This is a genomic window from Bradyrhizobium sp. 2S1 (assembly GCF_011516625.5).
GTDB classification, from domain to species: Bacteria; Pseudomonadota; Alphaproteobacteria; order Rhizobiales; family Xanthobacteraceae; genus Bradyrhizobium; species Bradyrhizobium septentrionale.
In genome coordinates, this window is record NZ_CP147717.1 from 5,907,103 (window position 1) to 5,923,699 (window position 16,597).

General features: G+C 65.3%; 14 protein-coding genes. 8 read left to right on the forward strand and 6 right to left on the reverse strand.

Annotated features, from left to right (window positions below; translation table 11 throughout):
- Position 1 precedes the first annotated feature (1 nt).
- Positions 2-2,443 (reverse strand): bifunctional diguanylate cyclase/phosphodiesterase, encoded by a 2,442-nt coding sequence (locus tag HAP54_RS27950; protein WP_248114439.1) that lies wholly within the window; start codon positions 2,441-2,443, stop codon positions 2-4.
- A gap of 600 nt (positions 2,444-3,043) precedes the next feature.
- Between HAP54_RS27950 and HAP54_RS27955 the strand changes: the two genes are divergently transcribed.
- Both HAP54_RS27955 and HAP54_RS27960 read left to right on the forward strand, forming a co-directional pair.
- Entirely contained in the window at positions 3,044-5,353 is a 2,310-nt protein-coding gene (locus tag HAP54_RS27955) for a xanthine dehydrogenase family protein molybdopterin-binding subunit (RefSeq protein WP_166305868.1), read from the forward strand.
- Positions 5,354-5,455: 102 nt separating this feature from the next.
- Positions 5,456-5,902 (forward strand): c-type cytochrome, encoded by a 447-nt coding sequence (locus tag HAP54_RS27960; RefSeq protein ID WP_166305871.1) that lies wholly within the window; start codon positions 5,456-5,458, stop codon positions 5,900-5,902.
- A gap of 91 nt (positions 5,903-5,993) precedes the next feature.
- On the opposite strand, the gene HAP54_RS27965 is transcribed toward HAP54_RS27960, so the two are convergent.
- Positions 5,994-6,416: a CHRD domain-containing protein gene (locus tag HAP54_RS27965; protein WP_029085329.1), complete on the reverse strand. Its 423-nt coding sequence runs from the start codon at positions 6,414-6,416 to the stop codon at positions 5,994-5,996.
- Positions 6,417-6,581: 165 nt separating this feature from the next.
- On the opposite strand from HAP54_RS27965, the gene HAP54_RS27970 reads away from it, so the two are divergent.
- Positions 6,582-7,514, forward strand: coding sequence for a c-type cytochrome (locus HAP54_RS27970; RefSeq protein ID WP_166305874.1), 933 nt, complete (start codon positions 6,582-6,584; stop codon positions 7,512-7,514).
- A gap of 125 nt (positions 7,515-7,639) precedes the next feature.
- On the opposite strand, the gene HAP54_RS27975 is transcribed toward HAP54_RS27970, so the two are convergent.
- On the reverse strand, positions 7,640-7,885 hold the full coding sequence (locus HAP54_RS27975) for an Lrp/AsnC ligand binding domain-containing protein (RefSeq protein WP_016845986.1): 246 nt from the start codon (positions 7,883-7,885) through the stop codon (positions 7,640-7,642).
- 181 nt (positions 7,886-8,066) lie between these two features.
- On the opposite strand from HAP54_RS27975, the gene thiD reads away from it, so the two are divergent.
- On the forward strand, positions 8,067-8,864 hold the full coding sequence (thiD, locus tag HAP54_RS27980; RefSeq protein WP_166305877.1) for a bifunctional hydroxymethylpyrimidine kinase/phosphomethylpyrimidine kinase: 798 nt from the start codon (positions 8,067-8,069) through the stop codon (positions 8,862-8,864).
- Between the two features lie 361 nt (positions 8,865-9,225).
- Here the strand turns inward: thiD and HAP54_RS27985 are convergent, their stop codons facing one another.
- Entirely contained in the window at positions 9,226-10,260 is a 1,035-nt protein-coding gene (locus tag HAP54_RS27985) for an IS110 family transposase (protein WP_166294930.1), read from the reverse strand.
- A 367-nt stretch (positions 10,261-10,627) separates the two neighbouring features.
- Here HAP54_RS27985 and HAP54_RS27990 point away from each other — a divergent pair, with 367 nt between their 5' ends.
- From HAP54_RS27990 to HAP54_RS28000, 3 genes are all read left to right on the forward strand, one after another.
- Entirely contained in the window at positions 10,628-11,440 is an 813-nt protein-coding gene (locus tag HAP54_RS27990; RefSeq protein WP_026193024.1) for a UDP-2,3-diacylglucosamine diphosphatase, read from the forward strand.
- Entirely contained in the window at positions 11,437-12,528 is a 1,092-nt protein-coding gene (locus HAP54_RS27995; RefSeq protein ID WP_166305880.1) for a glycosyltransferase family 4 protein, read from the forward strand. The genes HAP54_RS27990 and HAP54_RS27995 overlap by 4 nt, the downstream gene beginning before the upstream one ends.
- Before the next feature lie 117 nt (positions 12,529-12,645).
- Positions 12,646-13,635, forward strand: a complete 990-nt coding sequence (locus HAP54_RS28000) for a threonine/serine dehydratase (protein ID WP_166305883.1) — start codon at positions 12,646-12,648, stop codon at positions 13,633-13,635.
- A 69-nt stretch (positions 13,636-13,704) separates the two neighbouring features.
- Here HAP54_RS28000 and HAP54_RS28005 read toward each other — a convergent pair whose 3' ends face one another.
- Entirely contained in the window at positions 13,705-14,307 is a 603-nt protein-coding gene (locus HAP54_RS28005) for a CGNR zinc finger domain-containing protein (RefSeq protein WP_166305886.1), read from the reverse strand.
- 88 nt (positions 14,308-14,395) lie between these two features.
- Between HAP54_RS28005 and HAP54_RS28010 the strand changes: the two genes are divergently transcribed.
- Positions 14,396-15,304, forward strand: a complete 909-nt coding sequence (locus tag HAP54_RS28010; RefSeq protein WP_166305889.1) for a DMT family transporter — start codon at positions 14,396-14,398, stop codon at positions 15,302-15,304.
- A 107-nt stretch (positions 15,305-15,411) separates the two neighbouring features.
- Here the strand turns inward: HAP54_RS28010 and HAP54_RS28015 are convergent, their stop codons facing one another.
- On the reverse strand, positions 15,412-16,524 hold the full coding sequence (locus tag HAP54_RS28015) for a hypothetical protein (protein ID WP_312022808.1): 1,113 nt from the start codon (positions 16,522-16,524) through the stop codon (positions 15,412-15,414).
- Between the last annotated feature and the right edge of the window lie 73 nt (positions 16,525-16,597).

Here is a 16,597-nt window from a genome sequence, read left to right on the forward strand (position 1 = left end):
CCTAGAGGCGATTTCGTTTTGGCTGTATCCGGCACGCCTCGCGCTCGATGCTGGCGGCCACCAGCGGCGCCTTGTCGGCGGCGACGGGCGGGGAGAAGACGAAGCCCTGCACCAGGTCGCAATCGAGCCCGCCGAGCACGTCCAGTTCGGCCGGCAGTTCGGCTCCCTCCGCGACCACCTTCATGCCCAGCCCGTGCGACAAAGCGATGATGCCGCCGAGCAGTTTGCGCTTCTCCGGCGCGGTGGAAATGCCATCGACGAAGGCGCGGTCCACCTTCAGCCAGTCGAAGGGCAGGCGCGTCAGATAGCCGAGCGAGGAATAGCCCGAGCCGAAATCGTCCAGCGCCAGCCGGATGCCGAGACCGGAGAGCGCCGTCAGCGTGCGACTGATCCGCTGCTCGGTATGATCCACGAACAGGCTTTCGGTGAGCTCCAGGCAGAGCAGCTCCGCCGGAAAGCCGGTCTCCGCCAGCACGGCCGAAACTGCCGTCTCGAAATCCACGTTCCAGATCTGCGCCGGCGAGACATTGACCGAGACAGAGCGCGGCGGCAGCCCGGCATCCAGCCAGGTGCGGCCCTGCCGGCAGGCCTCGCGCAGCACCCACAGGCCGAGATCGACGATCAGCCCGGAGCTTTCGGCGATGGGGATGAACTCCGCCGGCGAGATTGGCCCGCGCTCGGGATGGGTCCAGCGCAGCAGCGCCTCGAAGCCGGTGACGCGGCCGGTCCCCAAATCCACCTGCGGCTGATAATGGGCCTCGAGGGCGCCGGCCTCCACGGCGCGGCGCAGATGCCGGCCGAGATCGAGCCTTTGATCGACCGCCTGCGCATGGACCGGCTCGAACAGTTGCGCCCGGCCGCGCCCGGCCTCCTTGGCCATGTACAGCGCCAGGTCCGCATTGCGCACGGCGCTCTCCGCCGCTGCGCCATGCTCCGGCAGGCGGGTGATGCCGATGGTGGCGCCGACGAAGGCCTCGCCCTCGGTGAGATCGACGGGGCCGGACAGCTTGCCGATGAGCCGATCGGCAAGCCCGGTCAGCGCGGCGTCGGACATGCCGCATCCCTCCGCCAGCACGGCAAATTCGTCGCCGCCGAGCCGGGCGATGAAGGCGCGCGGCCCCAGGTCCTGCCGCAGCACAGCCGCCACCCGGATCAGCAATTCGTCGCCGGCGGCATGGCCGAGGGAGTCGTTGACCTCCTTGAAGCGATCGAGGTCGATGAGCAGCAGCGCGCCGCTGCGGCCTTCCAGGGCGCAGCCCTCGATCAAGTCGGCGAGCCGACGCTTGAACAGCGCGCGATTGGCAAGGCCGGTCAAGGGGTCGGTGTAGGCGAGCTGCTCGAGCTGGCGCTCGGCCTCCTTGCGCTCGGTGACGTCCTGCACGGTGCCGATGATGCCGATGACCTTGTCGTGGGCGACCTCGGCCTTGCAGATCACCGCAAGATCGCGGGCCGTGCCGTCCGCGTGCAACATGCGCAGGTCGGTGGCCTCGGTCCTGCGGCTGCGTAGGACCCGTTTCTGCACCTCCCGGAAGCGGTCGGCGTCGCCGTCCAGGAAATAGGGCCTCATGTTCTCATTGGTCGGCTCGAACGCGTCGGGCTCGAAGCCGAGAAGCTGGTAGAGCTCGGGCGCCCAGACCGTGCGGCCGACGTCCAGCCGGTAGCTCCAGGTGCCGATCTTGCCGAGCCGGTGGGCTTCCTCCAGCGCCCGCGTGCGCTGGTCGAGCAGCGCCTTGGCCGCCCTGAGCTGGGTGGTGTCGCTGGACGTGCCGCGATAGCCGAGAAAGCTGCCGTCATCGGCGAAGATGGGCTTGCCGCTGGTGCAGATGCTGACGCGCGATCCGTCCTGGCCGACCAGCGTATAGGTGAAGTCGCGAAAAGGGCGGTGGGCCTCCATGTCGGCCCGGTGCCGCGCCATGGCCTCTGCGTCCTCGGGCGCGTAAGCCAGTTCCCAGCGCGCCCTCCCGCCACTCGCAACGATCTGGAAGGCCGCATTGCCGGCAAGCGACTTGGGATAGGGCAGCAGCCGATGGGCGGCGTCGCTCTCCCAGCACCAGTCCGAGGCGGTGCTGACGAAATCGGCCAGCCGTTGCTCGCTCTCCGCCAATCGGCGCAGCGCGGAGGTCTCCTCCGTGACGTCGCGGACAATGCCGGACACGCGCCGGACCTGACCGTGCGCGTCGAACTCCGGCTCGCCATGCACCACGCAGTCGAGCAGGCGGCCATCGGAACTGCGGAGCGTCGTCTGCACCGCATAGGGCTGCCCCTCCGCCCAGCAGGCCGCGTAATGCGCCTCCAGAACCTTCCGGCTTTCAGGCAAATAGCGCTCGCGCACCGTGGCGATGGGGATGAAGCCGTCGGCCGTCTCGAACTCGTAGAAGGCGGCGAGCTCAGGCGATATCCAGAAATCGGTCGCGGCGGGACTCTCCGCTTCCCAGCAGCCCATGCGGGCCAACCTGATGGCACACCGCAACGACCGCTCTTCGTGCCAACGCCGACGCGCGATCCGCGTGGGGGCCTGCCCTTGCGACAATTTGCGAGCGGCCATCGGTCCCCAACCAAAATGCCAAACTACAATTACGCGGCAAACTCGATAGCATATCGCGCGACAATCTAGCAGCGACGGCGGTCACAACCTGGGGTTCTTCCGGTTCTTTGGTGTAGTTTTTGTGAATCCTGCAACCGGCACCAAGTGTGCGGAAGAACCCAATCTGGATGAAACTCTTGTTGTCGCGGTTAAGTTCAGGTTGCTTTGGCAGTCGTCTCTATCCCCGCTGCTCCGACAAATCCGTCGGGTCGAATTCTCTATCATCAGAAGTTTTCGCCACGGCCGTTGCGAGAGATTCTGCATCTCATGGTTTGGAGCCTCGTTCCGATGGAGAGGCTCGGTATCCCGCTTCGCTCGAAAACGCTCTGGTTTTGCGTTGTCAAATCAAATGCATAGGTGCCAGTTGTGTGATCGCGCCACGTGCGGCGGAAAGCGGTTTGCGCTTCGCGGACAACCACGCCAATATGCATGCAAACAACCAAGGCAATTGGAGAGACGATGGCAGCTCCCATCAAGTTCGGCGTCGGACAAAGTGTGCGGCGCAAGGAGGATGACGCTCTGATTCGCGGCAAGGGCCGCTACACCGACGACGTCGCCCCGTCTCCCGCATTGCATGCGCTGATGCTGCGCTCGCCGCATGCGCACGCGACCTACACGATCGATGCCGGCAAGGCCCGCGGCATGCCCGGCGTGGCGCTGATCCTGACCGCAGCCGATGTCGCCGATCTCGGCGGCCTGCCGTGCCTGTTCAATCTCGAAACCGATCCGTTCACGGCGCCGCCTTATCCGATCCTGGCGAAGGACGAAGTGCGCCATGTCGGCGACGCCATCGCCTTTGTGGTCGCCGATACCGTCGATCATGCGCGTGACGCGATCGAGGCGATCGACGTCAAATGGACGCCGCTGCCGGCGGTGGCTGGCCTCGTCAACGCGGTGAAGAAGGGCGCGCCGCAGGTGTGGCCGGACAAGCCCGGCAATGTGCTGTTCGACGTCTCGATCGGCGACAAGAAGGCCGCGGAAGATGCTTTCGCCAAGGCGCATGCGGTGGCCGAGATCACCATCGTCAATCCGCGCGTCATCACCAATTTCATGGAGACGCGCGCCGCGGTCGCCGAATACGACGCGAGGAAGGATCATCTGACGCTGACGATCGGCAGCCAGGGCAGTCATCGCCTGCGCGAGATCCTCTGCGACATGATCCTGAAGATGCCGAAGGAAAACATGCGGGTGATCTGCCCCGATGTCGGCGGCGGCTTCGGCACCAAACTGTTTCCCTACCGCGAATATGCGCTGATCTCGGTCGCCGCCCGCCAGCTCAAGAAGACCATCAAATGGACCGCCGAGCGCTCCGACCATTTCATGGGCGACGCGCAGGGCCGCGACAATCTCACCACCGCGAAGATGGCGCTCGCCGAGGACGGCAAATTCCTCGGCATGGATGTCGACCTGATGGGCGACATGGGCGCCTATCTCTCGACCTTTGCGCCCTACATCCCGCATGGCGGCGCCGGCATGCTGCCGGGCCTCTATGACATCCAGGCCTTTCACTGCCGGGTCCGCACCGTGTTCACCAACACGGTGCCGGTCGATGCCTATCGCGGCGCCGGCCGCCCGGAAGCCGCCTATGTCATCGAGCGGCTGGTGGATGCGGCCGCGCGAAAACTCAGCATGACGCCCGATGCCATCAGGCGGAAGAATTTCATTCCGCCGAAGTCGCTGCCCTATACGACCGCGACCGGCAAGGTCTACGACTCCGGCGACTTCGTCGCGCATATGAAGCGTGCGATGGAGATTGCCAACTGGAAGGAGTTTCCGAAGCGCGCCAAGGCGGCTAAGAAGGACGGCCTAGTGCGGGGCATCGGCATGGCGAGCTATGTCGAGGTCTGCGGCACCATGGGCGAGGAGACCGCCAATGTGGCGCTCGATCCCAATGGCGATATCTCGATCCTGATCGGCACGCAGTCGAGCGGGCAGGGTCACCAGACCGCCTATGCGCAGATCGTCGCCGAGCAGTTCGGCGTGCCGCCCGAGCGCGTCCACGTGCTGCAGGGCGACACCGACAAGATCGCGACCGGCCTCGGTACCGGCGGCTCGGCATCGATCCCGTCGGGCGGCGTCAGCGTGCAGCGGGCGACGCACGACCTCGGCAACAAGCTGAAGGAGCTCGCGGCACAGGCGCTGGAAGCCGGCACCGGCGACCTCGAGATCGCCGATGGCCGCATCCGCATCGCCGGCACCGACCGCTCGGTCAGCTTTGCCGATCTGGCCAGGCGTCCCGGCGGCGATTCCTCGAAGATGAACGCCAGCGCGACGTTCGCCAGCGCCGACGGCACCTATCCGAACGGCACGCATCTCGCCGAGGTCGAGATCGATCCGGCCACCGGCATCATCAAGATCGTCAGCTACGTCATCGTCGACGATTTCGGTGTCACGCTCAATCCGCTGATGCTTGCGGGACAGGTTCATGGCGGCGCGATGCAGGGCATCGGGCAGGCGCTGATGGAGCAGGCGGTCTACAGCCCGGCCGACGGTCAGCTCGTCACCGGCACGTTCATGGATTATGCGCTGCCGCGCGCCTCCGACGGTCCCCCCTTCGTGTTCGAGACCCATAACGTGCCCTGCACGACCAACCCGCTTGGCGTGAAGGGCGCAGGCGAGGCGGGCGCGATCGGCTCGTGCCCGGCGGTCGTCAACGCGATCGTCGAGGGGCTGCATCGCGAATACGGAATCGACCACATCGACATGCCGGCCACGCCGGAGCGGGTCTGGATCGCGATCCGCGAGGCGCAGCGCCGGCATAATCTCTGATAAATTGTCGCAGGCGGAATGAGGATTCCGCCTGCGGTGTTTGCAAACCAGGCCGGCCGCACACCGCGGACCGGGACAGAGCAGGATTGAGGGGTTTTGCCGATGAAGCGGATTGTCGTCGTTGCTGCGATGCTTGCGTTGAGTGCGGGCGCGGTCGTCGCCCAGCAGGACCAGGTCAACAAGACCCAGGCCCAGATGAAGGAAACCGGCAAGAATGCGGGGGCGATCGCGGCGATGATCAAGGGCGAGAAGCCCTACGATCAGGCAACCGTCGATGCCGCGCTGGCGAAGTTCGAAGACACCGCCAAGAAGCTGCCGACGCTGTTCCCGGAGAGCACCAAGGGCCTCAAGCCGGAGGGCGACTACTCCGCCTCGCCGAAGATCTGGGAAGACAAGGCCGGATTCGAATCCCACATTGCGAGCTTCACCAAGGTCGTCGCCGACACCAAAGGCAAGGTCAAGGATGTCGACACGCTGAAGGCGGAGATGCCGGGGCTGTTCAAGCAGTGCGGCGGCTGCCACGAGACCTATCGCCTCAAGAAGGGCTGATCGTCGTTCGGTCAATCAAAAGGGCGGACGCTTTGAGGCGTCCGCCCTTTTTTGTGCCGGCCGCTTCTTGTTGTGGTTGCTTCGTCAGAGACTACTTGGTGACCTGGCCGCGGATCTCGCCGCCCGGGTTGGCCGCGGTGTGGACGTTGACATAGTACTTGCCCGCGAGGAGATCGGCGGCCTGCGCGTCGGTCAGTGTTGCGCTGCCTTCGACCGGGCTCGACGTCGCGTTCGGGATCGCGACCGCGACGCCGGCATTCTTGCCGGCCTCGGCGGGGCCGTGGAAGTGCGCGGCAGTGGCGGGGCCCGAGAGACCGGAATAGGTCAGCTTCCAGCTGAGCTTCTTGCTCGCGGCGTCGTAGTCGATATCGGCGGTGCCGGTGCCGGCAGTGGTGGTTGCCGGCACTTCCGCCTTGCCGTCCAGCTTCGCTGTCAGCTTTTCGGCGAAGGCCGGGCCGGCGAGGGCGATGGCGGCGCCGAGCGTCAGCGCGGCAAGCAAGGTCTTGTTGGACATGGTTCTCTCCCCTTTGACGTCACACGATGGTTGCAGTCTTCAAACAGCGGCTTTTCGGATTTATTCCCAAATTGATCGTGCCTGCGGCAAATTTGATGCGAGCTTGTGCGACGGGTTGCCATCATACTGGTTGAGAGGCTGAAGCGACCAATGACGGATCGGTGAATGTTGCGACGAATTCTTCTCCTGGCCGTCCTGGCCGGCTTAATCGGCTTCGGCGTGTTCTGGTGGCTGACGATCCCCGCGACCGTTGCCGCAAGCGCGCTGCCCGCCTACCAGCCCAACCTGGCCAACGGCCTCACAACGTTCAATGCGGGGGGATGTTCCTCCTGCCACGCCGTGCCGAAGCAGGACGACCGCACCAGGCTCGGTGGCGGGCTTGCGATACCGTCGCCGTTCGGTACCTTCTATGCGCCGAACATCTCGCCCGATCCGAACGACGGCATCGGCCGCTGGAGCGAGGCGGATTTCGTCACCGCGGTGATGAAGGGCACCTCGCCATCGGGGGCGCACTATTTCCCGGCGTTTCCCTACACGTCCTATCAATACGCCAAGCTCAATGACGTGCGTGACCTGTTTGCCTATCTGAAGACCTTGCCGCCGGTTGCCGGCAAGGTGCGCGATCACGATTTGCCGTTTCCCTTCAACATCAGGCGCAATGTCGGCGTCTGGAAATTCCTGTTCATGAACGGCCAGCCGTTCATCGCGGACCCCAGCCGTTCGGCGCAGTGGTATCGCGGCGCCTATCTCGTCAACAGCTTTGGCCATTGCGCCGAGTGCCACAGCCCGCGGAATTTCCTCGGCGGCATCATCAGCGCGCAACGCTTCGCCGGCGGCCCGAATCCGGAGGGCGAGGGCTGGGTGCCCAACATCACGCCGAGGGGGCTGTCGGACTGGAGCGCGAAGGATGTCGCCTATTTCCTCGAGAGCGGGCAGACGCCGGACGGCGATAGCGCCGGCGGATCGATGGTGCGCGTGATCCGCAACACCTCGCAGCTCTCGCCGAACGATCGCGACGCAATCGCCGAATACATCAAGTCGCTGCCGCCGGTCGAGGGACCGCCGAAACCGGTGAAGAAGCCCGCGAAGGATTCCTGAGAGGTTTGCTCAGAGCGTGATCCATGTCGTCAGGCGCTTTCACCTGGCTTGGTCATGCCCGGGAGATCTAGCGGGAAGACCCGCTTCGCGAATCTGCCCGGCCATGACGAAAGTGGAGTCGAAGTCTACTTCGCGCCGAACGCCTTGAAGGTGATGATGGTGAGGGTGTCCTGGATGCCCGGGATCACCTGAACCTTCTCGTTGATGAAATGGCCGATGTCGGTGTCGTGGTCGACGTAGAACTTGACCAGCAGATCGTAATTGCCCGCGGTGGAGTAGATCTCGGAGGCAATCTCGGCTTCCGCCAGCGCGTTGGCGACGGTGTAGGACTGGCCGAGCTTGCATTTGATCTGGACGAAGAAAGGAACCATCAAAGTCGTCTCCGGGGGATTTTCGCGACTATAGGCCCAAAACGGGCCGCCAAGGCAAGGCCAACTCAAGGCCAACTCGCGGTAAAGTCAGGCGAACTTGCTGCCGATGGGCGGCCGGGCTAGGACAGGCCATGGTCTTGATCGTAACGGTCTCATTCGTATCAACCGCCGGTGCTGCGAGATGACGCCGGTCGCGCTCACCATTGCCGGCTCGGATTCCTCGGGCGGGGCGGGCATCCAGGCCGACCTCAAGAGCTTTGCCGCGCTCGGCGTTTTCGGGGCCTCCGCGATCACGGCGCTGACCGCGCAGAACACCAGGGGCGTCAGCGGCATCCATCCGGTGCCTGCGGCGTTCGTCACGGCCCAGATCGATGCTGTGTTCTCAGACCTCGACGTCGGCGCGGTCAAGATCGGCATGGTGGCGCAGGCCGAGACAATCGCTGCGATTGCCGACGGGCTGAAGCGCTGGGCACCGCGCCACATTGTGCTCGATCCGGTGATGGTCGCAACCTCGGGCGATCGGCTGCTCGCGGCCGAGGCCGTCGATGCGCTGAAGACCATGCTGTTTCCGCTGGCATCGCTGATCACGCCGAATCTGCCGGAAGCGGCGGCGCTGCTGAACCAGCCGGTTGCCTCCAGCGAGGCCGACGTCGCGCGGCAGGGCAGGCAATTGCTGGCGATGGGATGCCGCGCGGTGCTGGTCAAGGGCGGTCACGGGCATGGTGCCGAGAGCATCGACTATCTGATCGATGGCGAGCGCAGCATCGCGCTGGCGACGCCGCGCATCGCCACATCAAACACGCACGGCACCGGCTGCTCGCTGTCGTCGGCGATCGCAGCGGGGCTTGCGAAGGGCGAGGCGATGGAGGCCGCGGTGCGCAACGCGAAGGCCTGGATCACGGACGCGATCGCCGCTGCCGATCGCTTCGCCGTCGGACACGGCCACGGGCCGGTGCATCACTTCCACAAATTCTACTGAGCCGGCGTAGCGCGGATCAATCTTGTAGCCCGGATGTAGCGCAGCGAAATCCGGGAGCGGATTATCCGCGGATGCAGGACCCGGATTGCGCTTCGCTCCATCCGGGCTTCTGTAACGGGCCTTTGTAAGTCAATCCCTTTTTGCGTGATCCACTCGCCGGGCACTTGCTTCTGTACGGGATCGGCGCGAAGGCCGTCGCCTGATGGGGTGCATTGAGGAGCCGGCCGGCCAATCTACGGAAGCGTGGTTGTGAGCCACTTCCCGGATGGCGGCCTGACCGGATCCATCGTCCCGGCGCAGGGACCTCGCTCAGGGAGAGCCTGGTGTCGTGGCCCGCCCAGAACCGATTGCTGCTCCTTGCTTAGGTTGCCGAGGCCTTGGCCATCGGGTTGAACGGTTTGGCGTCGGCGAGCATGCGATGCAGAACGACGGCGAGCTTGCGTGCGAGCGCCACCTTGGCCTTGCGCAGGCCTGCGCGCCGGGCGATCCGCATCGCCCAGCCTTTCAGCGCCGAGCAGTTCCTGACCGGCTTGGTCAGCATGACGTGAGCCGCTTGATAGAGCGCCTCGCGCACGGAGGCATCGCCGATCTTGCTGATGCGGCCGGTATAGTCGGTTTCGCCCGATTGGTACTTCTTCGGGGTGAGGCCAAAATGCGCTCCCGTCGCCTTCGAGGACCGGAAGCGCTTCGGGTCGTCGACCGCCGAGGCGTAGGTAAGCGCCACGATCGGGCCGACGGACGGTGTCGTCATCAGGAGGCGGGCTTGAGGGTGCGACCTGGCGAGCTTTTGGGTGTGCTTATCCAGGCCATTGAACTCGCGCCGCAGCACGGCGTGGGCTTCGAGCAGCGCCTGTGCCACGATCTCAAGTCCGGGATGGCCCGCTACGAGCTCCCGGATGCGTTCGGCGAACGTGCGCTCGGTGGTCGTGCCGACCTTCAGACCGAAGCCGCGGAGCACGCCGCGCAGGCTGTTCTCGATGTCGCGCAGCTTGGACTGCAGCAGCTTGCGTGCCGTCAGAACCGCCCGCGTCTCTTGCGCTTCGATCGACTTGCAGTGCACCGGCCGGAACCAGCCCAGCCGCATCAGTTGCGCGATCCCGCGGGCATCGTTGCGGTCCGACTTCACCGGCATCGCCTTGAAGGCATCGCGGACGTGCCGCGTCTCCAACAGTTCGACTGCCAGGCCCGCATCCCGCATCGCTGCGTAGAGCCATTGCGACAGCGGACCAGCCTCCAGCCCGATCCGTTCCAGCACCAACCCCAGCGACCGCAACCAGGTGATCAAGGCCTCCGGCTCACTCGCAACCCTCGCCTCGCGCAAAATCTTACCTGTCCCATCGACAAGGCAGACGCTCGAGCATTCCAAAGACACGTCGATTCCTGCATAGTGGTACATGGTCGTCCCTTAATGATGCTTGGAGCGGGCTTGCCCGACTCCGTTTATTGACACCATCAGTTTGAGGGACGACCGCCTTCCAACCAACAGGCCGCTCGCGAGCGCGCTTCCAAATCGCGCCGTAGCGAGCGGGCGGCCGGCCCGTTACCCCATCTACGCAGTCGTCCGCGCGCCTTGTTCCGCCGCGATATCGCGGCAACACACCGTCTGTTCCGCACAGCGGCGACCGTCCATGTCGCCAGATTGTCGCACGCCGCTGTTATCCGCAGGGAAGGGGCGTGCTGCTGATTCTCGTTAACTGTTAGTGAGGCCTTGGGTCACGGGGGTCGTCATCGCCTTGTCACAGGAATCTGTTAGGTGCACAGGCATGGGAAGTGACTCCTTGAGTGAAGAAAGTCCCGAGCGGCACTTTCGCACTTTGTTTATCTCCGATGTCCATCTCGGAGCCCGCGGTTCGCAAGCCGACCGCCTGCTGGACTTCCTCCGCTCTCACGATGCCGACACGATCTACCTCGTTGGTGATATCGTCGATGGCTGGGCGCTGAAGTCGAACTGGTACTGGCCGCAGACCCACAACGATTTCGTGCAGAAGATGCTGCGCAAGGCGCGCAAGGGCGCCAAGGTGATCTACGTTCCGGGCAACCACGACGAGTTTCTGCGCAAGTATTACGGCACGCATTTCGGCGGCATCGATGTGGTGGAGAACACCGTTCACACCGGCGCCGACGGCAAGCGCTACCTCGTGATCCACGGCGACATCTTCGATCTTGTGGTGCAGAACGCGCGCTGGCTCGCCCATCTCGGCGACAAGGCCTACGACTTCGCGATCCAGATGAATCGCTTCGTCAACTTCTTCCGCAAGATGTTCGGCGTGCCGTATTGGTCGCTGTCGCAATGGGCCAAGCTGAAGGTCAAGAAGGCGGTGAACTATATCGGCGCGTTCGAGGCGACGCTTGCCGGCGAGGCGCGGCGCCACGGCTGCGACGGCGTGATCTGCGGCCATATCCACTACGCGACGATTCATGACGAGCACGGCATCCGCTACATGAATTGCGGCGACTGGGTGGAGAGTTGCACCGCGCTCGCCGAGCATGAGGACGGCCATTTCGAGATCATCACCTGGACCGATCCGGTGCGCCGGATCGCGCCGGTCCCGCGAGTGACGGCACGCGCTGCATGACGCATATCCTGGTCGCGACCGATGCGTGGCATCCCCAGGTCAACGGGGTTGTCCGCACGCTGACCATGATGGCGCAGGCGGCGAAATCGCTCGGCGTCGAGGTGAGCTTCCTGACGCCGGACGAGTTCCGTACCTTCGCGATGCCGAGCTATCGCGATCTGAGGCTGGCGCTGCCGTACCAGGCCAAGGTCGCCAGCCTGATCGAGGCGGCCCGGCCCGACAGCATCCATATCGCGACCGAAGGCCCGATCGGGCTTGCGGTTCGCCGCTATTGCCGCAAGCGCGGCCTGCCGTTCACGACGAGCTTCCACACCCGCTTCCCCGAATATGTCTCGGCACGGACGCCTGTCCCCGAAGCCTGGGTGTGGCGTGCGCTGCGCTGGTTCCACAGGCCGAGCCGGGCGGTGATGGCGGCGACCCCGGCCTTGGCGGCCGAGCTGCGCCAACGCGGCTTCCGCAACGTGGTGCTGTGGTCGCGCGGCGTCGATACCGCGCTGTTCCATCCGCGCGACGTCGATCTCTGCCTGCCGCAGCCGGTCTATCTCAGCGTCGGCCGGGTGGCGGTGGAGAAGAACCTCGAGGCGTTCCTCGATCTCGATCTGCCCGGCACCAAGATCGTGGTCGGCGACGGCCCGGCGCGGGCGGCGCTGGAGCGAAAATACCCTGAAACCGTCTTCCTCGGCGCCCGCCACGGCGAGGAACTGGCGGAAATCTACGCCGCCGCCGATGTGTTCGTGTTCCCGAGCCGGACCGACACGTTCGGCCTGGTGCTGCTCGAGGCGCTGGCGAGCGGCCTGCCGGTTGCCGCTTTTCCGGTCACCGGCCCCCGCGACGTGATCGGCGCGGCGCCGGTTGGCGTGCTCGACGACGATCTGCACCACGCCTGCCTGGAGGCGCTCGGCATCTCGCGCCAGGCCTGCGTCGATTTCGCCGCGCTCCATACCTGGCAGGCGTCGGCCCGGGTGTTCATCGACCGCTGCATGAACGTCCGCCCCGCGGCACCCGACGGCGAGGGGCAAGCGCTCGAATTCGGCGCCGAAGAGCACCATTTCGCCGCCCTGCCGGCCCCCCATCCCACGTCACGCTGAACGATCTCATGCGTCTTTGTTTTGACGCGTTTTCTTCACGCGAACCGGTACCCACTTCGCTCGAAAACGCTATAAAGCGTCTTGCCGGGCCGCGTCCCCCCGCGATACAAATCGTGGATGACGGACACCACTCTCAATCCACCCGTCGCTGCCGCGGACATCGATGCCGCGGCAAGGGTGGTCGCGCCGTTCGCGGTGCGCACGCCGCTCCTGACCTTCCCCGTTCTCAACGAACGCGTTGGCAGCCAGGTCTTCCTCAAGCCCGAAATGCTGCAGCGGACCGGATCGTTCAAGTTCCGCGGCGCCTTCAACAAGCTCGCCTCGATTCCGCGGGACAAGCGCAGCGGCGGCGTCGTCGCGTTCTCGTCGGGCAACCATGCGCAGGGTGTCGCCGCGGCGGCCAAGATCCTCAACATGCAGGCGACCATCGTGATGCCTGCGGACTCGCCGCTCACCAAGCGCGAGCGGACCAAATCCTATGGCGCCGAGGTCGTGCTCTACGATCGCGATCGCGACGACCGCGAGGCGATCGCCAACGGCATCGCCAGCAAGCGCGGCGCGACCCTGGTGCGTCCCTATGACGATCCCTTCGTGATCGCAGGACAGGGCACCGCCGGCCGCGAGATCGCCGAGGACATGGCGGCGCTCGGGCTTGTGCCGGATATCGTGGTCGCGCCGGCCTCGGGCGGCGGCTTGATTGCCGGCGTTGCCACCGCGGTGAAGGCGAAATATCCGCAGGCCCAGGTGATCGTCGCCGAGCCCGCGGGCTATGACGATCACGCTCTGTCGCTTAAGGTCGGCCATCGCGAGGCGCATCCGGTCGCGGCGCGCACCATCTGTGATGCGCTGATGGCGATGATGCCGGGCGAACTGACCTTCGCCATCAACAGCAAGCTGCTCGCAAATGGCGTCAGCGTCTCCGATGATGAGGTCGGCGCCGCGGTGGCCTTTGCCTATCGCGAGCTGAAGCTCGTGGTCGAGCCCGGCGGCGCGGTTGGGCTTGCCGCGCTCTTGGCCGGGCGGATCGACGTCAAGGGCAAGAACGTCGTCATCGTGCTCTCGGGCGGCAATGTCGACGCCGATCTGTTCGCGAAGCTCGTCGCCTGAGACCAGCATGTTTTCGAAGGGGCAGGCGAGGGCGGCTTATCGCTCTCCCCCGTGTCGCTGCACAGAAATCTATTCTACCGCCGAGCGCCAGCGCCTCTGCTTCTCGCGGTTGCCACAGTTCTTCATGCTGCACCACTGTCGCCGGTGCGCCTTGCTGGTATCTATAAAGTAGACTTCACAGTCGGCCGCGCCACACTTGTGGATGCGGCTGTGGTCTGTGGATAGAAGCAGATCCTCGATCGCCAGGGCGCAGGCATGCACGGGTATCTCCGGGGAGGTGGGCAACCTCCAGCCGGATATGATGGCGCTTGATGCTCCGGTTGCGGTGAGGGCTCTGGCGGCGTGTGCCCGACGGACTTCCACGGCAATCGCGTCCAGATCGTTCTGCGGAACGGATAGCCCATCGTGGATTGCGCCAACGATTGTGTACAGGTGTTCCCTCAATTCGCGAGCGCGCCGTATGACGCGTGTGCAAGCGGGCCCACCGAGCGATCGCAACCGCTTCGCCGCGGAAGGCTCGATAAGCCCGGCCAGCTCAGTGAAACTCACCAAAGCGCCGTAGGCGGTCAGAGTCTCGATCGGTGCGTCGGAGGGCCGCTCGTCCAGCGTGTTGACGAGGTCCAGGGCGGGATGACCTCCGCTCCAGTCGAATGGGTTGGTTGGTCCGGTCATCCCCGACCTTGCCTGCGATGTGATCATAACCCATAATACACGTTATAAGGGTTATGTACCATTGCGGCGTCCAAGGTGACCACAGGCAATGTCGAGCCAACGCGACGGTGCGCTTTGCGGTCTCGCGGCCGTCAGCATCTGGTCGGGGTGGATCGTCGTGGCGCGCCTTGGCCTTCGGACCAGCCTCACACCCTGGGATATCGCGGCGTTGCGCTTCGGCGTCGCCGGGATGCTGCTGTTGCCCTACCTGGTCAAGAACGGACTGGCATTCGATCGTCTCGGCTGGTTCGGACTGGCGGCCATTGTGCTTGGCGGCGCGGGGCCGGTCTTTTTCGCCAACTCCGGACTTCTGTTCGCTCCGGCAGCGCATGCGGGCGCTCTGTTTCCGGGTGTGATGCCGTTGATGGTCGCGCTGCTTGCGGCGGCGCTCTTGAAGGAGGTGTTCACGACGGTGAAGAAGATCGGCTTCGCCCTCATTCTGCCGGGTGTGCTCGTCATCGCGTGGGGCTCCGGCGGTGAGTTGGGATCGCTGCAGAATGTCGGTCACGGGCTGTTTCTCTGCGCCGCACTGGCGTGGGCCTGCTACACGGTCGATCTGCGAAAGGCTCGTCTGGATGGATTGCATGCCGCGGCCATATCCGCCGTCGGCGCCATGATCCTGTATCTGCCTGTCTTCACGTTGTTGCCTGGAACAACACTTGCGGCAGCACCGTGGGGCGACGTGGCGCTGCAGGCTGTGGTGCAGGGCGTGTTCACCGCGATCATCTCCCTGCTTCTTTATGGACGAGCCGTCAGCATCCTCGGCGCCTCGAGCGGCGCCGCCTTCGCGGCGCTCTGCCCGGCCATCACGGCGCTATTGGGAATTCCGGTCCTCGGCGAATGGCCTGGACCGTTTGACTGGGGGGCGATCGGTCTGATCTCAGCGGGCGTCTATATCGTTAGCGGCGGTCCAATTCCGCGATTTGCAACGTGGACCACGTCCCGAATCAACACCTGAAGCCGTGACCTCTACCCATGGCCATCGGCGGTACGTGAGTTGGGTCACGCTTCGCGGATGACCAATGTGAGAAAAATGCTCGCGCACGAGGTGCGAATACGCCGCGCTTACGAAAAGAACGCGATCCTCTCGGCCTGGCTCATGCGGCGGATTGGCGCGAGCGGATCGTTGGCCGCGACGCTTGGCCTTTTCAGGAGACCGCTGGCGATGATGGTCGAGCCAAGCGAGATCTCTCTTGCAGGTTCGGCGGCAGCCTCAACGGCGGGCGGGAGAGGCGGCGCCACGACCGGGGCTTCGGCAACCGGCGCTGCGGCCACCGGCGGCGGCTCGACCCTGACCTCGATCTTCGGCTCGGGCGCCGCCGCGAGCTCGGCCTGAGCCAATGGTGCAGCCATTTCGGGTTCAGCCATTTCGGGCTCGGCCGCCATCGCCTCGGCGACGCGCATCTCCTCGGCGGCGCGCATTTCCTCGGCGATCGCCTCTTCGTCGATCGGATCGGGCGCGCCCATTTCCATCGCGATGAGATCGAGCATCGCTTCGTCCTGGGCGTCGGCGGCCGCCTCGTTGGCGACGCGGGCGAGCTCTGCGGCCTCTGCTTCGGCCAGCGCGGTCTCGGCCGTGATCCAGGCTTCGCTCGGCAGCGGCGTGACGGCCATCGCAGCTTCGGCGGGCGGCGTTGCAGCGGCCTCCTGAGGCGGCGCTGGCGGCGTGGTAACCGCGGCGTCGGCGGCAGCGCTCTCGGTCACCTGTGGCGGTGAGGGCGCGGCCGCAGGCGGTTCCGCAACCGGAGCCTCGGCCACATCAGGTTCGGCCGCAGGGGTCGCCGCCTTGTCCGGATCGAACTCGCCGAGCCGGCGGGCCAGCGCCGCGAAGGCGGCATCCAGCACGGCCTTGGCGTCGTCCATCGAAACCTCAGCGGCGCCGGCCTCGATCGCGCTGGCCTGCGAATCGATGATGTCGCAAATCCGGCCGTCATTGCCGATCTCGCGCAGCCGCCAGGAGATTTCCCTGATCACCCGCACGCCCTTGCGCACCGGCGCGAGGTTTTGCTCGAAGCTGACGCCGTCGAGCGCTGTGATGGCGGAGACCTGCGCGGCCTCGATCGCGCCGCGCAGGGCGGCCAGCGCCTGTGCCAGCTGCTCGTCCCGGATGGCGTCCGCGGCGGCCTGCCGCTGCGCGCTGAGGCTTTCCTCGATCCGCGCCACCGCATCGAGCACCATGCTTGTGTCGGCGTTGCGGTTGCGCTTGGCATATTCGCCGAGGAACCAGCGGCCCCGCGAGGTCTCCATGAAG